This is a genomic window from Butyricicoccus sp. OF10-2 (assembly GCF_003481925.1).
Taxonomy (GTDB): Bacteria; Bacillota; Clostridia; order Oscillospirales; family Butyricicoccaceae; genus Agathobaculum; species Agathobaculum butyriciproducens.
Window position 1 is genome coordinate 1 of sequence record NZ_QUMC01000032.1, and the last position, 18,778, is coordinate 18,778.

Genomic DNA, 18,778 nt, shown 5'->3' on the forward strand with positions numbered 1-18,778 from the left:
CGAAACCACGCTTTCGAGCGAATCTCGAAGAAAAACCGCGTCCTGCGGACACATTTTTTCTTCCCTTGTATAAATTCCGAGATACATGCTCCCGGAATTTATGAATTTGTAAAGCAAATTCGATTGAATGCGTGCTGCCGCACGAAGCATAAAAATCGAATATTGCTTTTTCGACAAGCTGAATCCCTTTCTCGACTGAGAAAGGGATTTTTTGTGCAATTCGGAGGGCAGCGGCGGGATGCCCCATCCCGCCGTTCCACAGAGAATCTGCACGATAACAAATCAAAACTTACAGGTTAAACACCACACCGCACACCGCGCCAATCAAAATAAAAAAGATCGGGTGCAGCTTTTTGAGCTTCCAGATACCGAGCGACAGCACGAGAAAAATAATGATCGCCGGAACATTGATGACCGAGCCGAGACTTGCGATGCCTGACCAGTTTTCCGTATGCAGCAGCGCTGCGACAAACACCTCGAGCATTGCGCCGAAGATCAGACCCGCGGACGCCGGACGCAGGCCGTAAAAGCCGTTCTGGACCAGTGGAGAGTCACGAAACTTATCAAGCGCACGCGACACCAGAATGATGATGATGACCGACGGCAGCACAAGCGAGCAGGTCGCCATGAGGGCACCGGGAATGCCGGCCGCGTGGAAGCCGGCGTACGTTGCCGAGTTGACACCCATCGGACCGGGTGTGGATTCGGAGACTGCGATCATGTCCATCAGATCGTTCGGCGTGAACCACGGATACCGCAGCGAAATCTGCTTGAGGAAGGGCAGGGTCGCCAGTCCGCCGCCGATGGCGAACAGACCCGCCTTGAAAAATTCGTAAAACAGCTGAAGGAAGATCATGCGCGTCTCCTCCTGATCATGCCGATAGCGATACCGGCAATGGCGGCCACAATGACCATCACAACCGGCGATACGCCGAAGAAGGCGACAGCCGCGAACGTAACGAGCAGGATAACGCTGGTCGGCACGTCAACAACGCCCTTTTTCGCCATTTTCCACACGGACTGCAGCACGAGCGCGCAGACCGCGATGCGGATTCCGGCAAACGCGTGCTGCACGACAGCGAGATGCGCAAACTGCTGGATAAATGCGGCGATAATCGTGATAATAATCAGCGATGGCGTGATCATGCCCGCCGTGGCGGCAATGCCGCCGAGAATGCCGTGCGTTTTGTAGCCGATGAACGTGGCGGTGTTCACCGCGATAACGCCCGGGGTGCACTGACCGATGGCGTAGTAGTCCATCAGCTCGTCCTCAGTTGTCCAGTGGCGGTTTTCAACGACCTCGCGCTGCAGAATCGGCAGCATGGCATAGCCGCCGCCGAACGTGCATACGCCAATCCGTGCACATGTGAGGTATAGATCAAGGTAAGGATTCAAATGATACAGTCCTTTCGTCAGGAGATAACTTCAATAGTATACACCCGTTGTCGAAAAATGAACAGAATAATCCTGTTAAGAGAATGAAAAAAACGCTCAAAGCAGCAGCTCCAAGCGTTTTCTGTTTACTTTGCGGGAATGACCTCCAGCCAGTAGCCGTCCGGGTCGGAGATGAAATAGATGCCCATTGCCGGATTTTCAAAGCAGATGCAGTCCATTTCCTTATGCTTTGCGTGCGCGGCATCGAAATCATCCACGCGGAAGGCAAGGTGGAACTCGTTGTCACCGAGGTTGTACGGCTTGTCCCAGTCGCGCAGCCACGTCAGCTCGAGCAGATGCGGCGTTACGCCATCGGTCAGGTATACAATAATGAAGCTGCCGTCCGGTGCGTTGATGCGGCTGGATTCGGTCAGACCGAGAGCCTCCTTATAAAAAGAAAGCGAGCGGTCCAGATTGCAGACATTAAAATTGTTGTGTGCAAACGAAAATTGCATAATGATATCCTCCTGAATGCGAATCTACGGTTACTGTACCATGAAGCCGCAGAAATTGCAAGCGGACGGCGAAAAGATACAAAACCGGTTTGCATTTAGTGTTGAAATTTCTACAATGGCTTGCTATAATTAGGTTGAATATTTGCGTCCCCAAAAGGAGGCAGGGGTTTGAAAAAGAGATTACAGAAGATGCTGGCTCCCAACAGCGTAATGTTTTATGTGCTGTTTTTCCTGTTTGCGGTCGTGGGACTTTATTTCTCCCGCGTGTACGGTGCGGCGGGTATTGTGGTGTGTATCATCCTACGGATTGTTTCGCTGCGCATGAATGCGGCACGGCGGCGGCAGGTGCAGGAGCTGATGAACAACATCGAGGTAGATGGCGGAGAGATCCGTCCGGCGGTGACACGCTCGCCGCTGCCGACAGCTGTTGCGCTGGCTACCACGGGCGAGATCGTATGGGCGAATGACGCATTTGCGGAAATCAGCGGTCGGGGGACTGCGGTAAGCGGCGTTCGCATGGGCGAGATCGCACCGACGTTTGAGACCGGCTGGCTCATCAAGGGACAGACCGCGTTCCCGGGAGAGCTTGGCATCGGCAAGCGGCAGTACCATGTATTCGGCAGTATGGTGCAGAGCGGTGCGGGACAGCTGATGATGCTGCATTTCATCGACTGCACCGAGTTTGTCCGTCTGCGGGATGCGGCTGAGACTACCCGTCCGGCTATCGCGGTTATCGCAATCGACAACTACGAGGAGCTGGTCAAGAACACCACCGACTCGGAAAAATCCAACATTCTGGCGGGCATTGATAAACGTCTGTTTGCTTGGGTGAAGGACTCGAGCGCCGTACTGCGCAAGTACGACCGCGACAAGTATATCTTCGTGATCGAAAACGCCGAGCTGGACAAGCTGGTCGCGCGCAAGTTCTCCGTTCTGCAGGAGGTGCGCGAAATTGAGAACCACGAGGGCGTTGTAGCTACCCTGTCCATCGGTATCGGACGCGACGGCGAAACGCTTGCAGAAAGCTATCAGTTTGCCGGACTCGCTGTCGACATGGCGCTGTCCCGCGGCGGCGACCAGGCGGTTATCAAGAATAAATTTAACTTTGCTTTCTTCGGCGGATTGAGCGAGGAAGTCGAGAAGCGCACCAAGGTCAAGAGCCGCGTGGTTGCCAACGCACTCAGCCAGCTGATCCGCGACTCGTCTCAGGTGCTGGTCATGGGCCACAAGAACAGCGATATGGACGCCATCGGCGCTGCTGCCGGTATGGTCTGTGCCGCGCGTGTCAAGGGCAGACCGGTGCACATTGTTGTGGACCGTCAGCACACCATGGCAAATGACCTGATCGAACGGCTGGAAACCCAGTCTGAGTACAAGGGCGTGTTCATCAGCGCCGAGGATGCGATGATCGCGTGCGATTTCAACACGCTGCTTATCGTGGTGGACGTAAACCGTCCCGGCTATGTGGAGAGCGCGGCGCTGCTCGAATCCATCAACAAGATCGCAGTCATTGATCATCACCGCCGTGCGGCAGATTATATCGAGAACGCAGTCGTATCCCTGCACGAGCCGTATGCGTCGTCCGCATCCGAGCTGGTCAGCGAGCTGCTGCAGTATCTTGTGCCGACCAGCGGCATCCTCACCTGCGAGGCGGAAGCCATGCTGGCAGGTATTTATCTGGATACCAAGGGCTTTGCAACGCGCACCGGCGTCCGCACATTTGAGGCGGCAGCGTATCTGCGCCGCGCAGGTGCGGAGTCGAGCAATGTCAAGCGCCTGTTCCAGTCCAGCTTTGACCAGTATATGGAACGTCAGAAGCTGATCTCGTCCGCGCGCAACTGCGGTCAGGGCGTTATCTTCGCTATCACCGGCGAGGAGGTAGACCGTATTGCGGCCGCACAGGCAGCAGACGAGCTGCTGTCCATCATCGGCACACATGCAAGCGTTGTTGCGTTCCGCAGCGGCGATGATATGGCGGTTTCCGCTCGTGCGGCAGGCCACGTCAATGTGCAGCTGCTGATGGAGAGACTCGGCGGCGGCGGCAACCATTCGGCGGCCGGTGCACAGCTAAAAAACACCACGCCGGAGGAGGCCGACAAGCTGATCACGGATGCCATTCGCGGCTACTTCGACGATCAGCGGACCGAGAAACAGGACGAAAACAAATAACAGTCTGTCGGAAAAGGCGTTTCACGACAGCCGTAATTAGACCGAAAAGCAGGCGAAGCTGTTCGCCGCATTCGATATAGCAAACACAAAAGGAGTAATCACCATGAAAGTAATTCTCAAGGCCGACGTTAAGGGCAAGGGCAAAAAGGGCGAGCTGATCGAGGTCAGCGAGGGCTACGGCCGCAACTTCCTGATGCCGCGCGGTCTGGCAGAGCCGGCAACCGCGGATAACCTGAACGTCAAGAAGGCGCAGGATGAGGCACACGCACGCAAGATCGCACTCGAGCAGCAGGCAGCCCGCGAGGCAGCCGAGAAGCTCAAGGAGAGCCCGGTAAAGGTTCCGGCCAAGGGCGGCACGGGCGGCCGTCTGTTCGGCGCTGTTACCTCCAAGGAAATCGCTGAGGAGCTGAACAAGCAGTACGGTCTGAACGTACCGAAGCAGAAGATCGTGCTCGAGGAGCCGATCAAGACCTTCGGTGTACACCGCGTAAAGGCAAAGCTGTATCAGGATATCGCAGGCGAGATTCTGGTGCAGGTAGTCGAGGCCTAACCTGCACCTATAGGGGGTATCCAATACCCCTATATACGCCGGTCGGTTCCGGAGAAACCGACCGGCGATACCCCCGGACGCGCCCCAAGGGCGCTGGGTCGAGGTGTAAAAAGTCACGCGCATGTCGCGACTTTTTACGGACACGGCAATGCCGTGTCCTATTTCATGCCGTGCGTGGAACGCACGGTCGCTGCGGCGGGACCGAGATGCTCGCCGTACCATTCGGTACGGCTGCATCTGAGGTTGCGCTTTGCAAGCAAAGCGGGATTTGATTGACGCAGGCTATGCCTGCGTTGTCATTTTTCGTTCTTCATTCGCAATTCTCCATTTTCCATTTTCCATTTTTATTTTTTAGCGGAGGGAGGTAAGTAAGTGCCCGACGAACTTTTGATGCGGCAGGTGCCGCAGGATCTGACTGCGGAGCAGTCGCTTTTAGGCGCGATGTTGGTCGATCCGAACTGCATTCCCGAGGTCATCGAGCAGGTGCGCGCCGATGATTTTTACGCGGAAGAAAACAAGCGCATCTTTGAGACTATCTACTCGATGTTCAACGGCGCACAGCGTATTGACCCGGTAACCGTTCTGGATATGCTCACGCGCATGGGCTACTACGACGAGGCCGGCGGCCGCGCGTATCTCTTTCAGCTGATGGAGGTCACGCCGGGTGCGCGGAACGTCAACGAGTACGTCCGCATCGTGCGTGACAAGAGCCTGCTGCGCCAGCTGGCGGATGCGGGCAGCGAGATTCAGCAGAACGCCCTCGAAGCCCACGGTGAAGCCTCCGGCATTGCCGAGCTGGCGGAGCAGCGTATTTACAGCATCCGTCAGGGACGTGAAATTAAGGGTCTGTCACGGCTTTCTGAGGTTATCGCTGATCTGTATACCGAACTGGACGAGCGTGCCCGGTCGGACAGTGAAATTCCCGGCATGTCCACCGGCTTCCACGCGCTGGACACGGCGCTGACCGGTCTCAATAAATCCGACCTGATTCTCATTGCGGCACGACCCGGCATGGGCAAGACCGCGTTTGCGCTCAATGTGGCGCTCAATGCGGCTAAGGCAAGTGTTAAGAATAAGGAGCGCGGCGACAAAAAGGGCACCGGCGTGTGCGTGTTCCAGCTTGAGATGGGCAAGGAACAGCTGGCCAGCCGTTTCCTGTCAAGTGAGGCGCTCATTGAGTCGCAGAAGCTGAAAACCGGTAATCTGGACGGTGACGATTGGGTAAAGATCGCGCGTGCGTCCGGCGTACTGGCAGGACTGAATATCTATGTGGACGACAATCCGGCCATCACGGTTGCGGAGATCAAGGCGAAATGCCGCAGACTGGGTGACGAACTCGGTCTGATCGTCATCGACTATCTGCAGCTGATGCACGTCGGCGGCCGTCACATGGATAATCGTGTGCAGGAGGTCGCAGAGATTTCACGTTCGCTGAAAATTATGGCGAAGGAACTCAATGTTCCGGTCGTGTGTCTGTCGCAGCTGTCGCGTGCGTCCGAGCAGCGCTCGGATAAGCGCCCGATGCTGTCCGACCTGCGAGAGTCCGGCGCGATCGAGCAGGACGCTGACATCGTTATGTTTATCTACCGCGATGATTATTACGATGACGAGAGCGAGAACAAAAATATCGCAGAAATTATCATTGCGAAAAACCGTCACGGTGCGACCGGCACCATTGAGCTGCAGTGGGTCGGTCAGTACACGACCTTCTCCAACCCGGACCGCATTCACGAGGAGTAAGCCATGCTGGATACGGTAAAACGAACGATTTCCGACTATACGATGCTCGAAACCGGCGAAAATGTGCTTGTCGCCCTGTCCGGCGGTGCGGATTCCGTAGCGCTTCTGCTGAGTCTGCGCGAGCTGGGGTATCCTGTGCGGGCGTTTCACCTCAACCACTGTCTGCGCGGTGCAGAGTCCGACCGGGACGAAGCCTTCTGCCGCAGGCTGTGTGAGAAGCTCGGCGTGAAACTGACGGTCGAGCGCGTGGACATAGCCGCTGCCGCAGGCGATTCCGCGGTAGAGGAGACCGCGCGGCGTATTCGCTATGCACGGCTGGAGCATGCCGCACACGGAGCCAAAATCGCGGTGGCGCATAATGCGGACGACAATCTGGAGACCATGCTGTTCCATTTGGTGCGCGGCACAGGTGCGAAAGGTCTCACGGGCATTCCGCCGGTGCGCGGACGCATCATTCGGCCTCTCATCGAGGTTGAGCGGCGGGAAATCGAAGCCTTTCTGCGCGAGCGCGAACAGGATTTCGTGACTGACAGCACCAATGCGGACACAGCTTATACGCGCAACCGCCTCCGTCAAGAGGTCGTTCCCATTCTGCGGGAATTGAATCCGCAGGCGGTGCAGGCGGCAGCACGGCTTTCACGTCAGCTTCGGCAGGACGAGACTTGCCTGCAGAGTTATGCACAGACCTGTGTACAACTTTGTGCAGTCGGGAACGGCGCGTGGAAGATTCAGCCTCTGCGGGAAGCCGCACCGGCGGTTCGCAGCCGAGCGCTGCGGTTGCTGCTCGAAAATGCGGATATGCCGCTTAAAGACGTAACCGCAAAGCATATTACTGCGCTCGAGCATCTGTTGGAAACCGCGTCTCCGTCTGCGGAAGCCGATTTGCCGAACGGCTATTTCGCAAGACGTGAATATGACGTTCTGCGCATCATTCCCAAGGCTGAAACTGCGGTCGAGCGGCCGGAAATCCCGCTTACCCTACCATTTGCAGGGACGATCTGGAAGGACACGGTAAAGCTCGCCGCAAAAAAAATAGAAAAATCCGAAGTTTTTTACAAAACATTCAATACTTTTTGTCTGGATTGTGGTACAATAGATTTTGAATCGCTGTGTGTTCGCACGCGGCGCACTGGAGATACCCTGCGGCTGACCGAAAACGGCGGCAGCAGATCGCTCAAAAAGCTGATGATCGACCGAAAGATTCCGCGCTATATGCGGAATGCGATGGCCGTCATCGCGGATAAAAACGGCGTGATCGCGGTGCAGGATATCGGTGCGGACTGCAGTAGAACAGCCAAAAATAACGCAAATACACTGCAGATTACAGTAAAGGGGTTATCAAAAAATGGCTTATAATATGCGAGATGACATCAAGGAAGTTTACTTTACCGAGGAGCAGCTTCACGAAAAGGTAGCAGAGCTAGGTGCGCGTATCACGGAGGATTACCGCGACAAGAACCCGCTGATCGTCAGTGTGCTCAAGGGCTCCTATGTGTTCATGGCCGACCTGACCCGTGCCATTGATACGCCGTGCAACGTGGATTTCATGGTCGTATCCAGCTACGGCAAGGGCACCAAGACTTCCGGCGAGGTGCAGATCATCAAGGATATCGCACAGCCGATCGACGGCCGCGACCTGCTGATCGTGGAGGATATTCTGGATTCCGGCGTAACGCTGCACTATCTCATGCAGATTCTGGCAGCACGCGGCGCGAACTCCATCCGCCTGTGCACGCTGCTCTCCAAGCCGGAGCGCCGCAAGATCAACGTCGATGTGGATTACCTCGGCTTTGAGATTCCGGACGAGTTCGTAGTCGGCTACGGCCTCGACTACGCGGAAAAGTATCGCAATCTGCCGTATATCGGTGTACTTAAGCCGTATGTTTACGGCGGCGAGTAATTTAGGGAAGAGGTGTTAAACCGATTTGAAAGGCAAAATGAAAGGCTTCGGCCTTTACCTGATCATACTGGTGTGCCTGTTGGCAGGTGTCAGCTATGTGGTCAGCCAGACACAGCAGACAGAAACGCTATCCTATAATCAGATCTACAACTATTTTATGGATGGCGATGTTGACCAGTACGACGTGGACGACACCACGCTGACCATGCATCTGAAAAAGGAAAACCGGACGTACACCTACGATCTGGGTGACTACAGAAGCGTGTTCTATAACGATCTGGGCGAGACCATTCAGCAGCAGATGCGGGATGGCACGCTGACCAAGGTCGATTACCGCACGGCAACCATTCCGTGGTGGGCACAGTTCCTGCCGTATGTGATCCTGATCGTGCTGCTGATCGCGTTCTGGTACTTTATGATGAACAAGCAGTCCGGCGGCGGAGCAGGTCCGATGCAGTTTGGCAAGGCCCGTGCAAAGCTGGCGCAGGACGATAAGCGCAAGGTCACTTTCAATGATGTGGCAGGCGCGGACGAGGAAAAGGCCGAGCTGCAGGAAATCGTCGAGTTCCTCAAGAATCCGCAGAAGTTCGTGCAGATCGGCGCGCGTATTCCGAAGGGCGTGCTGCTGGTCGGCCCTCCGGGCACCGGTAAAACCCTGATCGCGCGTGCGGTTGCAGGCGAAGCGGGCGTACCGTTCCTGTCTATTTCGGGTTCGGACTTCGTTGAGCTGTACGTCGGTGTCGGCGCATCGCGTGTGCGCGACCTGTTCGAGCAGGCCAAGAAGAACGCGCCGGCTATCGTATTCATCGACGAGATCGACGCAGTAGGCCGTCAGCGCGGCGCAGGTCTTGGCGGCGGCCATGACGAGCGCGAGCAGACCCTGAACCAGCTGCTCGTTGAGATGGACGGCTTTGGTGCAAACGAGGGCGTTATCGTCATCGCAGCCACCAACCGCAAGGATATTCTGGATAACGCACTGCTGCGTCCGGGCCGTTTTGACCGTCAGGTCTATGTCGGCGCACCGGATGTCAAGGGTCGTGAGGCTGTCCTCAAGGTACATGCCCGCAACAAGCAGTTCGACCCGGATGTCAAGTTCTCTGAAATTGCCAAGACGACCGCCGGCTTCACCGGTGCAGACCTTGAAAACCTGCTCAATGAGGCAGCGCTGCTTGCGGCACGCCGCAACAAGAAGCTGATCTCGCAGGAGGAGATTGAGGAGTCGCTGCTCAAGGTCGTAATGGGCGTGGAGAAGAAGAGCCACATCATCAATGAGCACGACAAGCGCCTGACCGCGTACCATGAGGCCGGTCACGCGATCTGCTTCCACGTTCTGCCGACGCAGGATCCGGTACACCATGTTACCATTATTCCGCGTTCGTCCGGCGCAGGCGGCTTTACTATGCCGCTGCCCGAGGAGGATCAGGCATACCGCACCAAGAAGTATATGGAGGAGTACATCATCGTTTGCCTGGGCGGCCGCGTGGCCGAGCAGCTGACGATGGAGGATATCTCCACCGGTGCTTATGGCGACATCAAGCAGGCAACCCAGATGGCTCGCGCCATGGTCACCAGCTACGGCATGAGCGAGCGTATCGGCCCGATCGACTACGGCTCGGATAATGGCGAGGTGTTCCTCGGTCGTGATCTGGCAGCCGGCAAGGGCTATTCCGAGGTCAAGGCGGCGGAGATCGACGACGAGATTCACCGCATTATCGAGCACGCATATCACGCCTGTGAAAAGCTACTGAGCGAGCACATGGACGAGATGAAGCGCGTTGCCGAGTATCTCATCCGCAACGAAACGATGGACGGCGAGACCTTTGTTAAGGTCTATAACGGCGAAATCGTTCCGGATAAGATCGTCGGTGAGGATCTGATGACCGAGCTGCAGCAGGAGCTGCACGCCAAGGTAAGCAAGCCTGCGGAATCCGCAGAGGAGCTTGCCAAGGTTGAAGAAGCCGAAAAGGATCTCGACCCGGATAAGCAGGATCAGTAAATATTCACAAAGCCCCACAGGAAATTCTGTGGGGTTTTTCCTTGCCTGAAATGTCAAACATTCTTGACATTTTGCTGTCCGCCTGTTATCTTGAGGATGTAAAGAGAATTTTACATTTTAGCGAACGGCATCAAGAGTAGGAGGTGCTTTTATGCGGTGGGATTTATACACATCAGCCGAGAAAATGCAGGTATTGTGGGTCTGCATCGGCTTGCCGGTGCTCCTGCTGGCGGCATGGCTGGTAAAAGACTGGATGGATGCCGGAAGATCGAAAAAGGCCCGCAGGACCGCCAAAGCACTCGGCAGCAAGACCGATGAGATGGAGCACGCCATCATCACACAGGCACAGGCGGTCGCATACCGGGTGACGCAGGCGGGAATCCTGGCGTGCCTGTATTATCGGCTGCTGATAAAAGGGCAGGCGGCAATGGAATTGTGTGCGCTGTTGGTCGTGTCCGGCATGGTGGAGGCGGCTATTATGCTTGTGCAGACGTTCCGCAAAGCAAAGGACGACGAGGAGCATCCGCCGAGACTGACTTTCCTTATCGCAAAGCTGATGTTCTGTGCGGTGCTGATCGGATTGGCCATCGGAATGACGGTTCTAACGCAAAACTGGTAGGAGGTGCGCTTATGAGCTGGGATATGTACGATATGACACAGAAGGTGCAGGTTGTTATGGTTGCGATTGTGCTGCCGCTGGTCATTCTTGCAGCGAGCCTGTGGCACGATTGGGTAGAAGAAGGACAATCGCCGCGAGCGAGAAAAATCATGAAGGACTGGGAATGGAATATTGATGAGATGGCGCACGCCGTCAATGTGAAGGGCCGCTTGATTGGCTACCGTGTGCTGCAGGCCGGTGTTATCATTTATCTTGGTTACAGCCGCTTTTTCCGTGATTATCGCTCGATTGAACTCAGTGTCCTGGCAATCGTGTCCATTGTTGCTGAGGTGCTGTTTATTATCATCAAAACCATTCGCAATATGGCGGGCGATGAGGATAAAACGCAAATGTGGAAACAGATGGGACACAGTGTGTTCAATAATCTGATGTATCTGTGGATTGTGGTGAAGGTTTTCTGGATGTAGGGAGGTGCACCTATGTTTACAACCGAAACCGGTATAGGCGTGGTCGTAATGGTCGTTTTTGCGGTATTCTGGCTGGCTTTTATGCTCTGGGAGGACTGGGGACAGGCCGGAAAAACCGCTCGTGCACGCGCTTCCGCGAAGGCTAATGGCTGGGAGCAGGACGAAATGCAGAACACGATCACACGCAATGGTGCGATTATCGCCTATCGCTTGATGACGGTCGGACTGTTCGTGGTGATGTTGGTGGATATCATTGCATTCGGCAAAAATGTGAGCGAGTTTGCAATTCTGTGGTTCGTGTGCATGGTGTTCGAGGGTGTTTACAGAGCGATCGCAACCTACCGTGCCACAAAAGATGACGAGGAAAATCCGCCGTCCCAAAGTGCGCTTGCCGGGGATATTGTAAAGCGTATTTTCATTCCGGTCGTGATATTCGCAGATTTGATATGGAAGTTCTGGCGCTGAAGATGAAGAACAATATTAAAGAACTCCGCAAGGCACGCGGCTTGCGGCAGGAGGACATGGCAAAGCTGCTCGGGGTATCGCGGCAGACCATCGTGGCGATGGAGAACGATAAATACGACCCGACCCTCGAGCTGGCGATTAAAACCGCGCGGCTGCTGGAACAGCCTGTGGAGAGTATATTCTTCCTCGATGAAGAATCGTGAAAATTGAGAATTGAAAATGGAGAATGAACGTATAGATGGGGCATTTCCCATTCTCCATTCCTGCATGAAAAAAGGACTTCCCGCAGGAAGTCCTTTTTTATAGCACAGATTTACCCAATACCGCCCGGGATAATAAAGCTGAAGAATACGACGAGTGCGGCAAGGAAGATATACACATATTTCGCAAGCGGCGCAAAGGCGCGGCTGAGCGGCTTGCTGCGGCCGTTCATCAGCTCCTGCTCCATCTTGTTAATGCCGAGCACCCAGTACGCCATAACCGCACCGAGGATTGCACCGATCGGCACGACGTAAATGGTGATAACGTCCATCAGCGTACCCATGAGCGTATCGCGCTCGATAAACAGGCCAACCGCCAATGCGGCGCCGCACGACAGCAGGACAGCGGCCTTTCGGCTCAGCTTGAGGCGCGTCTGCGCGGCTTCAGAGACTGCTTCCAGCATGTTCGCCAGTGAGGTAATGCCCGCGAACAGCACGGAAATAAAGAAGAAGAACGCGAACAGACGGCCGAACGGCATCTGCTGGAATACACGCGGCAGGGTGATGAACAGCAGCTTGGGGCCGGAGGCCGGGTCCAGACCGAACGCGAATACGCTCGGCAGGATGGCGAAGCCGGCAAGCATAGCGGCGCAGGTGTCGAGCACAGCGGTCATGCACGACGAATGTACAACATCCTCATTTCTCGGCAGGTAAGAGCCGTAAATGATCATGCCCGAGCCGGTGATCGACAGCGAGAAGAACGCCTGACCCATCGCCATGATCCATGTGCGCGGGTTGAACAGGTATTCCCACTGCGGTACGAGCAGGTATTTGTAGCCTTCGATCGCATTCGGCAGGAAGGCTACGCGGATAGCAATAATGATGAACAGGATGAAGAATGCGGGCATCATCACCTTGTTGATCTTTTCAATGCCGCCGGACACGCCGAAGATCAGCACAGCCGCCGTCAGCAGGATAACCAGGGTGTGCCACGGCACACTGGAAAAATTCGTGCTGCTCATTTCCGTGAAGAACTGCTCCGGTTCGGTGCTCATCAGCGAGCCGGTCAGTGCACCGAACGCGCTCCGCAGCACCCAGCCGACGATGATGGCGTAGCCGATGGCGATACCGAGCGAGCCGAGCAGAGGAATCGTACCGAGGATGGCGCCGCCCTTTTTACCGCGGGACTTCATCGCAAATTCATACGAGCCGATCGGACCTGTGCCGGTCATACGGCCGAAGGCGAACTCGCCGGACAGGCCGACATAGCCGAACAATGCGATAAACAGCAGGTAGGGGATTAAAAAAGCCGCGCCGCCGTATTGACCGGTGCGGTAAGGGAACATCCAGATGTTGCCCATGCCGACCGCAGAGCCGACCGCCGCCAGCACAAAGCCGATTTTTGAGGTAAAGGTTCCGTTTTCGTTTTTCTGATGCATAATAAAACTCTCCGATTGTTTACAGATGTAAACATAGTATAACACAAAATAAAGCAAAAAGCCACTTACACTTTTCACAGGAAAAGCGGGAGCTTTTGACAGAAGTAACAAAACACTCGTCGGAATTTAGGGAAATTTATCAGTTATTCTCTTGCGCTCGGTGGATGGATATGGTATGATAGATGAGCGTGAAAAAGACAAGTGTCTTTTTAGGGAGGACAGACATCGCATGATAAAACCAAAGTATTATCTCGTGGAGCGCACCCTGCTGCCGGAGGTATTTCAGCGCGTGATCGAAGCGAATGAAGCCATCGCTTCGGGCAAGGCGGCTACGGCAAGCGAAGCGGCAAAGATCGCCGGTCTGTCGCGCAGTGCGTATTACAAATATAAGGACGGCGTTCGCCCTTTCTTTGAGGCAACCACCGACCGTATCGTCACCTACCATTTCATGCTGCACGATCAGCCGGGTGTTCTGTCGAGCATTCTTGGGCTGATGGCACGCTCGGGTGCAAACCTGCTGACGGTGAACCAGTCCATTCCGATGAGAGGAATGGCATCGGTCACTATTTCGGCCCGCACCGGTGAGATGAAATACTCATCCGAAGAGCTTGTGCACCGTGCAGAAGCAATGGAAGGCGTCAGCAAAGTGGAAATTCTGGCATCTGAATGACCGTCCGGCGGTATACAGAACGCTAATTTAACTGATGAAAGGAAATCAGCATATGATTAAAGTAGCAATCATGGGACACGGCACTGTCGGTTCGGGCGTATACGAGGTTTTCGACATGAACGCCGACAAGATCGCCAAGACCGTTGGTGAGCCGGTTGAGGTAAAGTATGTCCTCGACCTGCGCGACTTCTCCTCTCTGCCGTATGGCAATAAATTTGTAACCGATTTCTCTGTCATCGAGAACGACCCCGAGGTAACAGTCGTTGCCGAGGTAATGGGCGGCGTGGGCGCTGCGTACCAGTTCACCAAGCGCTGCCTCGAGGCTGGCAAGAGCGTATGCACCTCCAACAAGGAGCTGGTTGCTACCAAGGGTGAGGAGCTGCTCAAGATTGCCGAGGAGCACGGCGTAAACTACATGTTCGAGGCATCCGTCGGCGGCGGCATTCCGGTCATCCGTCCGATGCTGCAGTGCCTGGCTGCCAACGAGTTTAACGAAATCTGCGGCATTCTGAACGGCACGACCAACTACATTCTCACCCAGATGATCCACAACGGCGTTACCTTTGCGGATGCGCTCAAGCAGGCACAGCTCAACGGCTATGCCGAGAAGGACCCGACCGCTGACATCGAGGGTCACGACGCCTGCCGCAAGATCTGCATTCTGTCCGACCTTGCTTACGGCGATAAGTTCGATCCGGATCAGGTTTCCTGCGAGGGCATCACTAAGATCACCCTCGAGGACGTAGCAAACGCCGACAAGCTGGGCTGCGTTATCAAGCTGCTGGGCCGCTCGGTCCGCTGCGAGGACGGCACCGCTTACGCTTATGTTGCACCGCATCTCATCCACAAGGAAAGCCCGCTGGCCGCTGTTGAGGATGTATTCAACGCCATCATGATCGACGGCAATGCGACCGGTGAGGTTATGTTCTACGGCAAGGGCGCCGGCAAGCTGGCTACCGCTTCCGCTGTTGTTGCCGATATGTTGGACAGCATCGAGCACAAGGACAACCGCCGTCGTATCTTCTGGGGCGATGGCTCCAAGCACCTGCTCCGTCCGCTGGATACCCTGCAGAGTGCATGGTACGTTCGTTTCAAGGGCGCACAGAAGGATGTTGAGGAGCTGCTGCCGGTTGAGAGTCTGACTGAGCCTGCTGAGGACGTATTCGTGGTTCAGACCCGCAAGCTGTCCACCGCAGAGATGAACGCCGCAGCCGAAAAGCTGAACGCACGCGGTGAAGTTCGTGCGGCAATGCGTATTCTGTAAAGGAGAGAAATACAATGGTTCGTGTAACCGTTCCTGCTACGAGCGCCAATATGGGCTCGGGCTATGACAGCATCGGCATTGCGCTCGAGCTGTACAACGTGATCGACCTCGCAGAGAACGATCATATTGATATTTCGGATAAAAACGGTCAGTATGTTCCGCAGGACGAGAGCAATCTGATCTATCAGTGTGCAAAGCGCGTTTACGACGAGTGTGGCAAGCCGCTTTCCGGCTTGACCATCGTTGAGGACTGCGCTATCCCGCAGACCCGCGGCCTGGGTTCGTCCTCGGCGTGCACGGTTGCGGGCATCATGGGTGCAAACATGCTGCTCGGTGAGCCGCTCGACCGCAACGCGGTCATTGATCTGGCGGCTACCATCGAGGGTCATCCGGATAACTCCACACCGGCGATCCTCGGTGGCTTCTGCGTGGCGCTGCTCGAAAACGGCCATGTGCATCACGTTCGCGTGCCGGTTCACGGTGCGATCGACTTCGTGGTATTCATCCCGGATTTCCAGCTGTCCACCGAAAAGGCGCGTGCGGCGCTGCCCAAGACCATCGACCATCACGATGCGGTTTACAATCTGGCGCGCGCAGCGCTGCTCGCGGGCAGCCTGACCACCGGCAAGCTGGAAAACCTTGACGCGGCAACCGGTGACTGTCTGCACCAGCCGTACCGTTTCGGTCTGATCGAAAACGGCGAGGACATCGTGCGTGAGGCCAAGAAGCTGGGCGCGCTCGGCGCGTTCATTTCCGGCGCAGGTCCGTCCATCGTGGCTATCGTCTACAAGGGCGACCGCGACTACATCACCCGTGCACAGGAGCTGTGCGAGAAGCAGTATCCGCACTGGAAGGCCGTGCAGCTGCGCTGTGATGAGGTTGGTGCGACCGTAAAACGACTGTAATAGGGGACGGATGAGTGCTCTCGTCCGTGTATATAAGGAGGAAACATAGTTAGTATGAGTCTTATTGTGCAAAAGTTCGGCGGCACTTCGGTTGCCAACACCGAGCGACTGAAGAATGTTGCGGACATTGTTACCAAGACCGCACAGGCAGGCAATCAGGTTGTTGTAGTTGTATCCGCGCAGGGCGATACCACGGATGATCTGATCGAAAAGGCCGCAGAGCTCAACGAGCGCCCGTCCAAGCGTGAGATGGACGTTCTGCTCAACACCGGCGAGATGATCTCCATGTCGCTGCTGGCCATGGCCATCCAGAAGCTGGGCTTTCCGGTCGTATCCCTGACCGGCTGGCAGATCGGTCTGGAAACCAACAGCAATTACTCGGATGCCCGCATCAAGCGCATCGCGGGCGATCGCCTCAAGGCAGAACTGGATAACGGCCGCATCGTTATTGTTGCAGGTTTCCAGGGCATCAACAAGATGGGCGACGTGACCACGCTCGGCCGCGGCGGCTCGGACACCACCGCAGTTGCCATTGCAGCAACGCTCGGCGCGGACCTGTGTCAGATTTACACCGACGTAGACGGCGTTTACACTGCCGATCCGCGCATCGTAAAGGATGCCAAGAAGCTGGACGCCATCACCTATGATGAGATGCTGGAGCTGGCATCTCTGGGTGCACAGGTGCTGCACAACCGTTCGGTTGAGATGGCAAAGAAGTACAATGTCGATCTTGAGGTCGTTTCGAGCTTTACCCGCAATCCGGGTACCAAAGTCAAGGAGGGTTCTAATATGGAAAAACTGCTGGTTTCGGGTGTTGCCCGTGATAATAACTGCGCGCGTGTAGCAATCATCAATCTGGACGATACGCCGGGCACTGCATTCAAGGTATTCTCGCTGATGGCGAAGCACAATGTCAACATCGACATCATCCTCCAGTCCGTCGGCCGCGATAACAAGAAGTCCATCTCGTTCACCATCCGTCAGGACGATGCAGAGCGCGTCGAGAAGATCCTGCGCGACGCGAAGGAGATGCTCGGCTACGAGGATATTTCCATCAACACCAAGGTCGCAAAGGTTTCCATTGTTGGTGCAGGCATGGCTTCCGCTACCGGCGTTGCTTCCAAGATGTTCGAGCTCTGGCAAGCGCCGGCATCAACATCCGCATGATCTCCACCTCTGAGATCAAGATCTCTGTCCTCATCAACGAGGAGGACAGCGAGAAGGCTGTTAAGGCTATCCACGAGGAGTTCTTCAACGCCTAACCGATACGGCATATCAAAAAGTCCCGAAATACACATTTCGGGACTTTTTTGCAACCGGAAAGACGTCCGCAACCGTCGGTTGACAAAAAGAAACGATGGGTTGGTGGCGTTTTTGCGGCATTTCAGGCACACTGGAGACAGAAAAGAAAGGCAGGTGGCAGAAATGACAACAGGTGAGAAAATCGCGGCACTGCGAAAAGAGCAGGGCATGAGTCAGGAGGCGCTCGGCGAAAAGCTGGGCCTGAGCCGTCAGGCGGTCAGCAAGTGGGAGGCCGATCAGGCGGTGCCCACGATGGATAATTTAATGGAACTGAGCAAGCTGTTCGGTGTTCCGGTGGATACGTTGCTGCGTCCGGATGCGGAGTTAATGCCAAAGGCAGAGGACTCGGATGAATCGTGGCCGGGTGCAGAGAACCAGCCGGTCAGGAACGGAAACCGCAAGTGGAAAATTGCGGCAATCGCAGCGGCAGGGCTGCTGTGCGTCAGCGTTGTGTGCAGCGCGGTCAGCCTGTGGCGCGTGCTCGCCATGCAGCAGCAGATCGACACGCTGCGGATGCAGAGCGGGCCGAGTACGATTTACTATCCGGATAATACGAGCGCTGAGAACAGCGATTTAGCCGACTGGTCGGAGAACGTGACCGTAGATCCGCAGAACGCGGATAATCTTCTTGTCACAGTGAGCGCCGTGCCGAAAGAAATGCTGGACGGCGAAACCGCAAAGTTCGTTGTCCGCAGCGGTGACCAGTCGTGGGAGTGCGACGCAGAAAACAAGAACGGTTACAGCGGCGAAATCAGCGTGCCGCTGGTGGATACGTTTTCTGTCTATTTGACGCTGACAAGTACGGACGGAGAAATCCGTAATATTATGGTTGCCTCTGAGTATGACCTGAAGCAGCGTTTTTCTCTCGAAGTGCGTGCGTGGTGGGAGAACGGTAGCTTTAGCTTTAATGGTAAGACCACATCAGCCAGCGGCAATGTGGCAACGCATATTTACTGCGGCGATGACAGTGTGACACCGGTCAGTGGTCGTATATTGCTGTATCAGAACGGCAAGCAAATCAAAGAGAAGAAGATCGAGAATATAGAAACAGGAGTCAGTGGAGACGTTTATTATTATACACAGGTTGACTGGCGTGATCTGGAAGGTGGATTTGATCAGTACCAGCTGAAAGCTGAGATTACCGACAATTACGGCAGAGTGTACAGCAGTGAGTTTTTCCAATAACAAAAAAGACCGCGAAAG

19 protein-coding genes and 1 pseudogene are annotated in these 18,778 nt (G+C 55.4%); 15 read left to right on the forward strand and 5 right to left on the reverse strand.

Features of this window, described 5'->3' with window-relative positions; genetic code table 11:
* The 4 genes from DXB00_RS16795 to DXB00_RS13860 all read right to left on the reverse strand — a co-directional run.
* Positions 1-286, reverse strand: a 286-nt coding sequence (locus DXB00_RS16795; RefSeq protein WP_207665895.1) for a hypothetical protein, incomplete at its 3' end; no start/stop codon positions are given.
* Positions 287-289: 3 nt separating this feature from the next.
* Entirely contained in the window at positions 290-856 is a 567-nt protein-coding gene (locus DXB00_RS13850; protein WP_118729113.1) for a chromate transporter, read from the reverse strand.
* Positions 853-1,395 carry a chromate transporter gene (locus tag DXB00_RS13855; RefSeq protein WP_118729112.1) on the reverse strand — a complete coding sequence of 181 codons (543 nt, stop codon included), beginning with the start codon at positions 1,393-1,395 and terminating at the stop codon, positions 853-855. The genes DXB00_RS13850 and DXB00_RS13855 overlap by 4 nt, the downstream gene beginning before the upstream one ends.
* A 125-nt stretch (positions 1,396-1,520) precedes the next feature.
* Positions 1,521-1,889, reverse strand: a complete 369-nt coding sequence (locus DXB00_RS13860; protein ID WP_118360685.1) for a VOC family protein — start codon at positions 1,887-1,889, stop codon at positions 1,521-1,523.
* A 168-nt stretch (positions 1,890-2,057) separates the two neighbouring features.
* Between DXB00_RS13860 and DXB00_RS13865 the strand changes: the two genes are divergently transcribed.
* From DXB00_RS13865 to DXB00_RS13910, 10 genes are all read left to right on the forward strand, one after another.
* The gene (locus DXB00_RS13865; RefSeq protein WP_119215062.1) at positions 2,058-4,058 is read left to right on the forward strand and encodes a DHH family phosphoesterase; all 2,001 of its coding nucleotides are present in this window, start codon (positions 2,058-2,060) and stop codon (positions 4,056-4,058) included.
* 103 nt (positions 4,059-4,161) lie between these two features.
* Entirely contained in the window at positions 4,162-4,608 is a 447-nt protein-coding gene (gene rplI / locus DXB00_RS13870) for a 50S ribosomal protein L9 (protein WP_110436125.1), read from the forward strand.
* Between the two features lie 372 nt (positions 4,609-4,980).
* Complete coding sequence (dnaB, locus tag DXB00_RS13875; RefSeq protein WP_188886039.1) at positions 4,981-6,348, forward strand: replicative DNA helicase; 1,368 nt, start codon at positions 4,981-4,983, stop codon at positions 6,346-6,348.
* 3 nt (positions 6,349-6,351) lie between these two features.
* On the forward strand, positions 6,352-7,704 hold the full coding sequence (gene tilS / locus DXB00_RS13880) for a tRNA lysidine(34) synthetase TilS (protein ID WP_118729110.1): 1,353 nt from the start codon (positions 6,352-6,354) through the stop codon (positions 7,702-7,704).
* On the forward strand, positions 7,694-8,248 hold the full coding sequence (gene hpt, locus DXB00_RS13885; protein WP_243022094.1) for a hypoxanthine phosphoribosyltransferase: 555 nt from the start codon (positions 7,694-7,696) through the stop codon (positions 8,246-8,248). Before tilS ends, hpt begins: the two co-directional genes overlap by 11 nt.
* A gap of 37 nt (positions 8,249-8,285) precedes the next feature.
* Positions 8,286-10,244, forward strand: a complete 1,959-nt coding sequence (ftsH, locus tag DXB00_RS13890) for an ATP-dependent zinc metalloprotease FtsH (RefSeq protein ID WP_118285015.1) — start codon at positions 8,286-8,288, stop codon at positions 10,242-10,244.
* 151 nt (positions 10,245-10,395) lie between these two features.
* On the forward strand, positions 10,396-10,863 hold the full coding sequence (locus tag DXB00_RS13895) for a hypothetical protein (protein WP_119215063.1): 468 nt from the start codon (positions 10,396-10,398) through the stop codon (positions 10,861-10,863).
* Positions 10,864-10,874: 11 nt separating this feature from the next.
* Entirely contained in the window at positions 10,875-11,330 is a 456-nt protein-coding gene (locus DXB00_RS13900) for a hypothetical protein (RefSeq protein WP_119215064.1), read from the forward strand.
* Between the two features lie 12 nt (positions 11,331-11,342).
* Positions 11,343-11,795 (forward strand): hypothetical protein, encoded by a 453-nt coding sequence (locus DXB00_RS13905; RefSeq protein WP_119215065.1) that lies wholly within the window; start codon positions 11,343-11,345, stop codon positions 11,793-11,795.
* A 2-nt stretch (positions 11,796-11,797) separates the two neighbouring features.
* Positions 11,798-11,998, forward strand: coding sequence for a helix-turn-helix transcriptional regulator (locus DXB00_RS13910; RefSeq protein WP_117490013.1), 201 nt, complete (start codon positions 11,798-11,800; stop codon positions 11,996-11,998).
* A 110-nt stretch (positions 11,999-12,108) separates the two neighbouring features.
* Here the strand turns inward: DXB00_RS13910 and DXB00_RS13915 are convergent, their stop codons facing one another.
* The gene (locus DXB00_RS13915) at positions 12,109-13,434 is read right to left on the reverse strand and encodes a sodium-dependent transporter (protein ID WP_118360691.1); all 1,326 of its coding nucleotides are present in this window, start codon (positions 13,432-13,434) and stop codon (positions 12,109-12,111) included.
* Positions 13,435-13,663: 229 nt separating this feature from the next.
* On the opposite strand from DXB00_RS13915, the gene DXB00_RS13920 reads away from it, so the two are divergent.
* The 5 genes and pseudogenes from DXB00_RS13920 (at position 13,664) to DXB00_RS13940 (ending at position 18,760) form a co-directional block, all read left to right on the forward strand.
* Positions 13,664-14,104, forward strand: a complete 441-nt coding sequence (locus DXB00_RS13920) for an ACT domain-containing protein (protein WP_117489913.1) — start codon at positions 13,664-13,666, stop codon at positions 14,102-14,104.
* Between the two features lie 52 nt (positions 14,105-14,156).
* The gene (locus DXB00_RS13925; RefSeq protein WP_118729106.1) at positions 14,157-15,368 is read left to right on the forward strand and encodes a homoserine dehydrogenase; all 1,212 of its coding nucleotides are present in this window, start codon (positions 14,157-14,159) and stop codon (positions 15,366-15,368) included.
* Positions 15,369-15,382: 14 nt separating this feature from the next.
* A complete protein-coding gene (thrB, locus tag DXB00_RS13930; RefSeq protein ID WP_117489909.1) occupies positions 15,383-16,273 on the forward strand; it encodes a homoserine kinase in 891 nt (296 codons plus the stop codon).
* 54 nt (positions 16,274-16,327) lie between these two features.
* Positions 16,328-17,535 (forward strand): annotated as a pseudogene (locus DXB00_RS13935) (aspartate kinase).
* A 163-nt stretch (positions 17,536-17,698) separates the two neighbouring features.
* On the forward strand, positions 17,699-18,760 hold the full coding sequence (locus DXB00_RS13940; protein ID WP_119215066.1) for a helix-turn-helix domain-containing protein: 1,062 nt from the start codon (positions 17,699-17,701) through the stop codon (positions 18,758-18,760).
* The last annotated feature ends 18 nt before the right edge of the window (positions 18,761-18,778 follow it).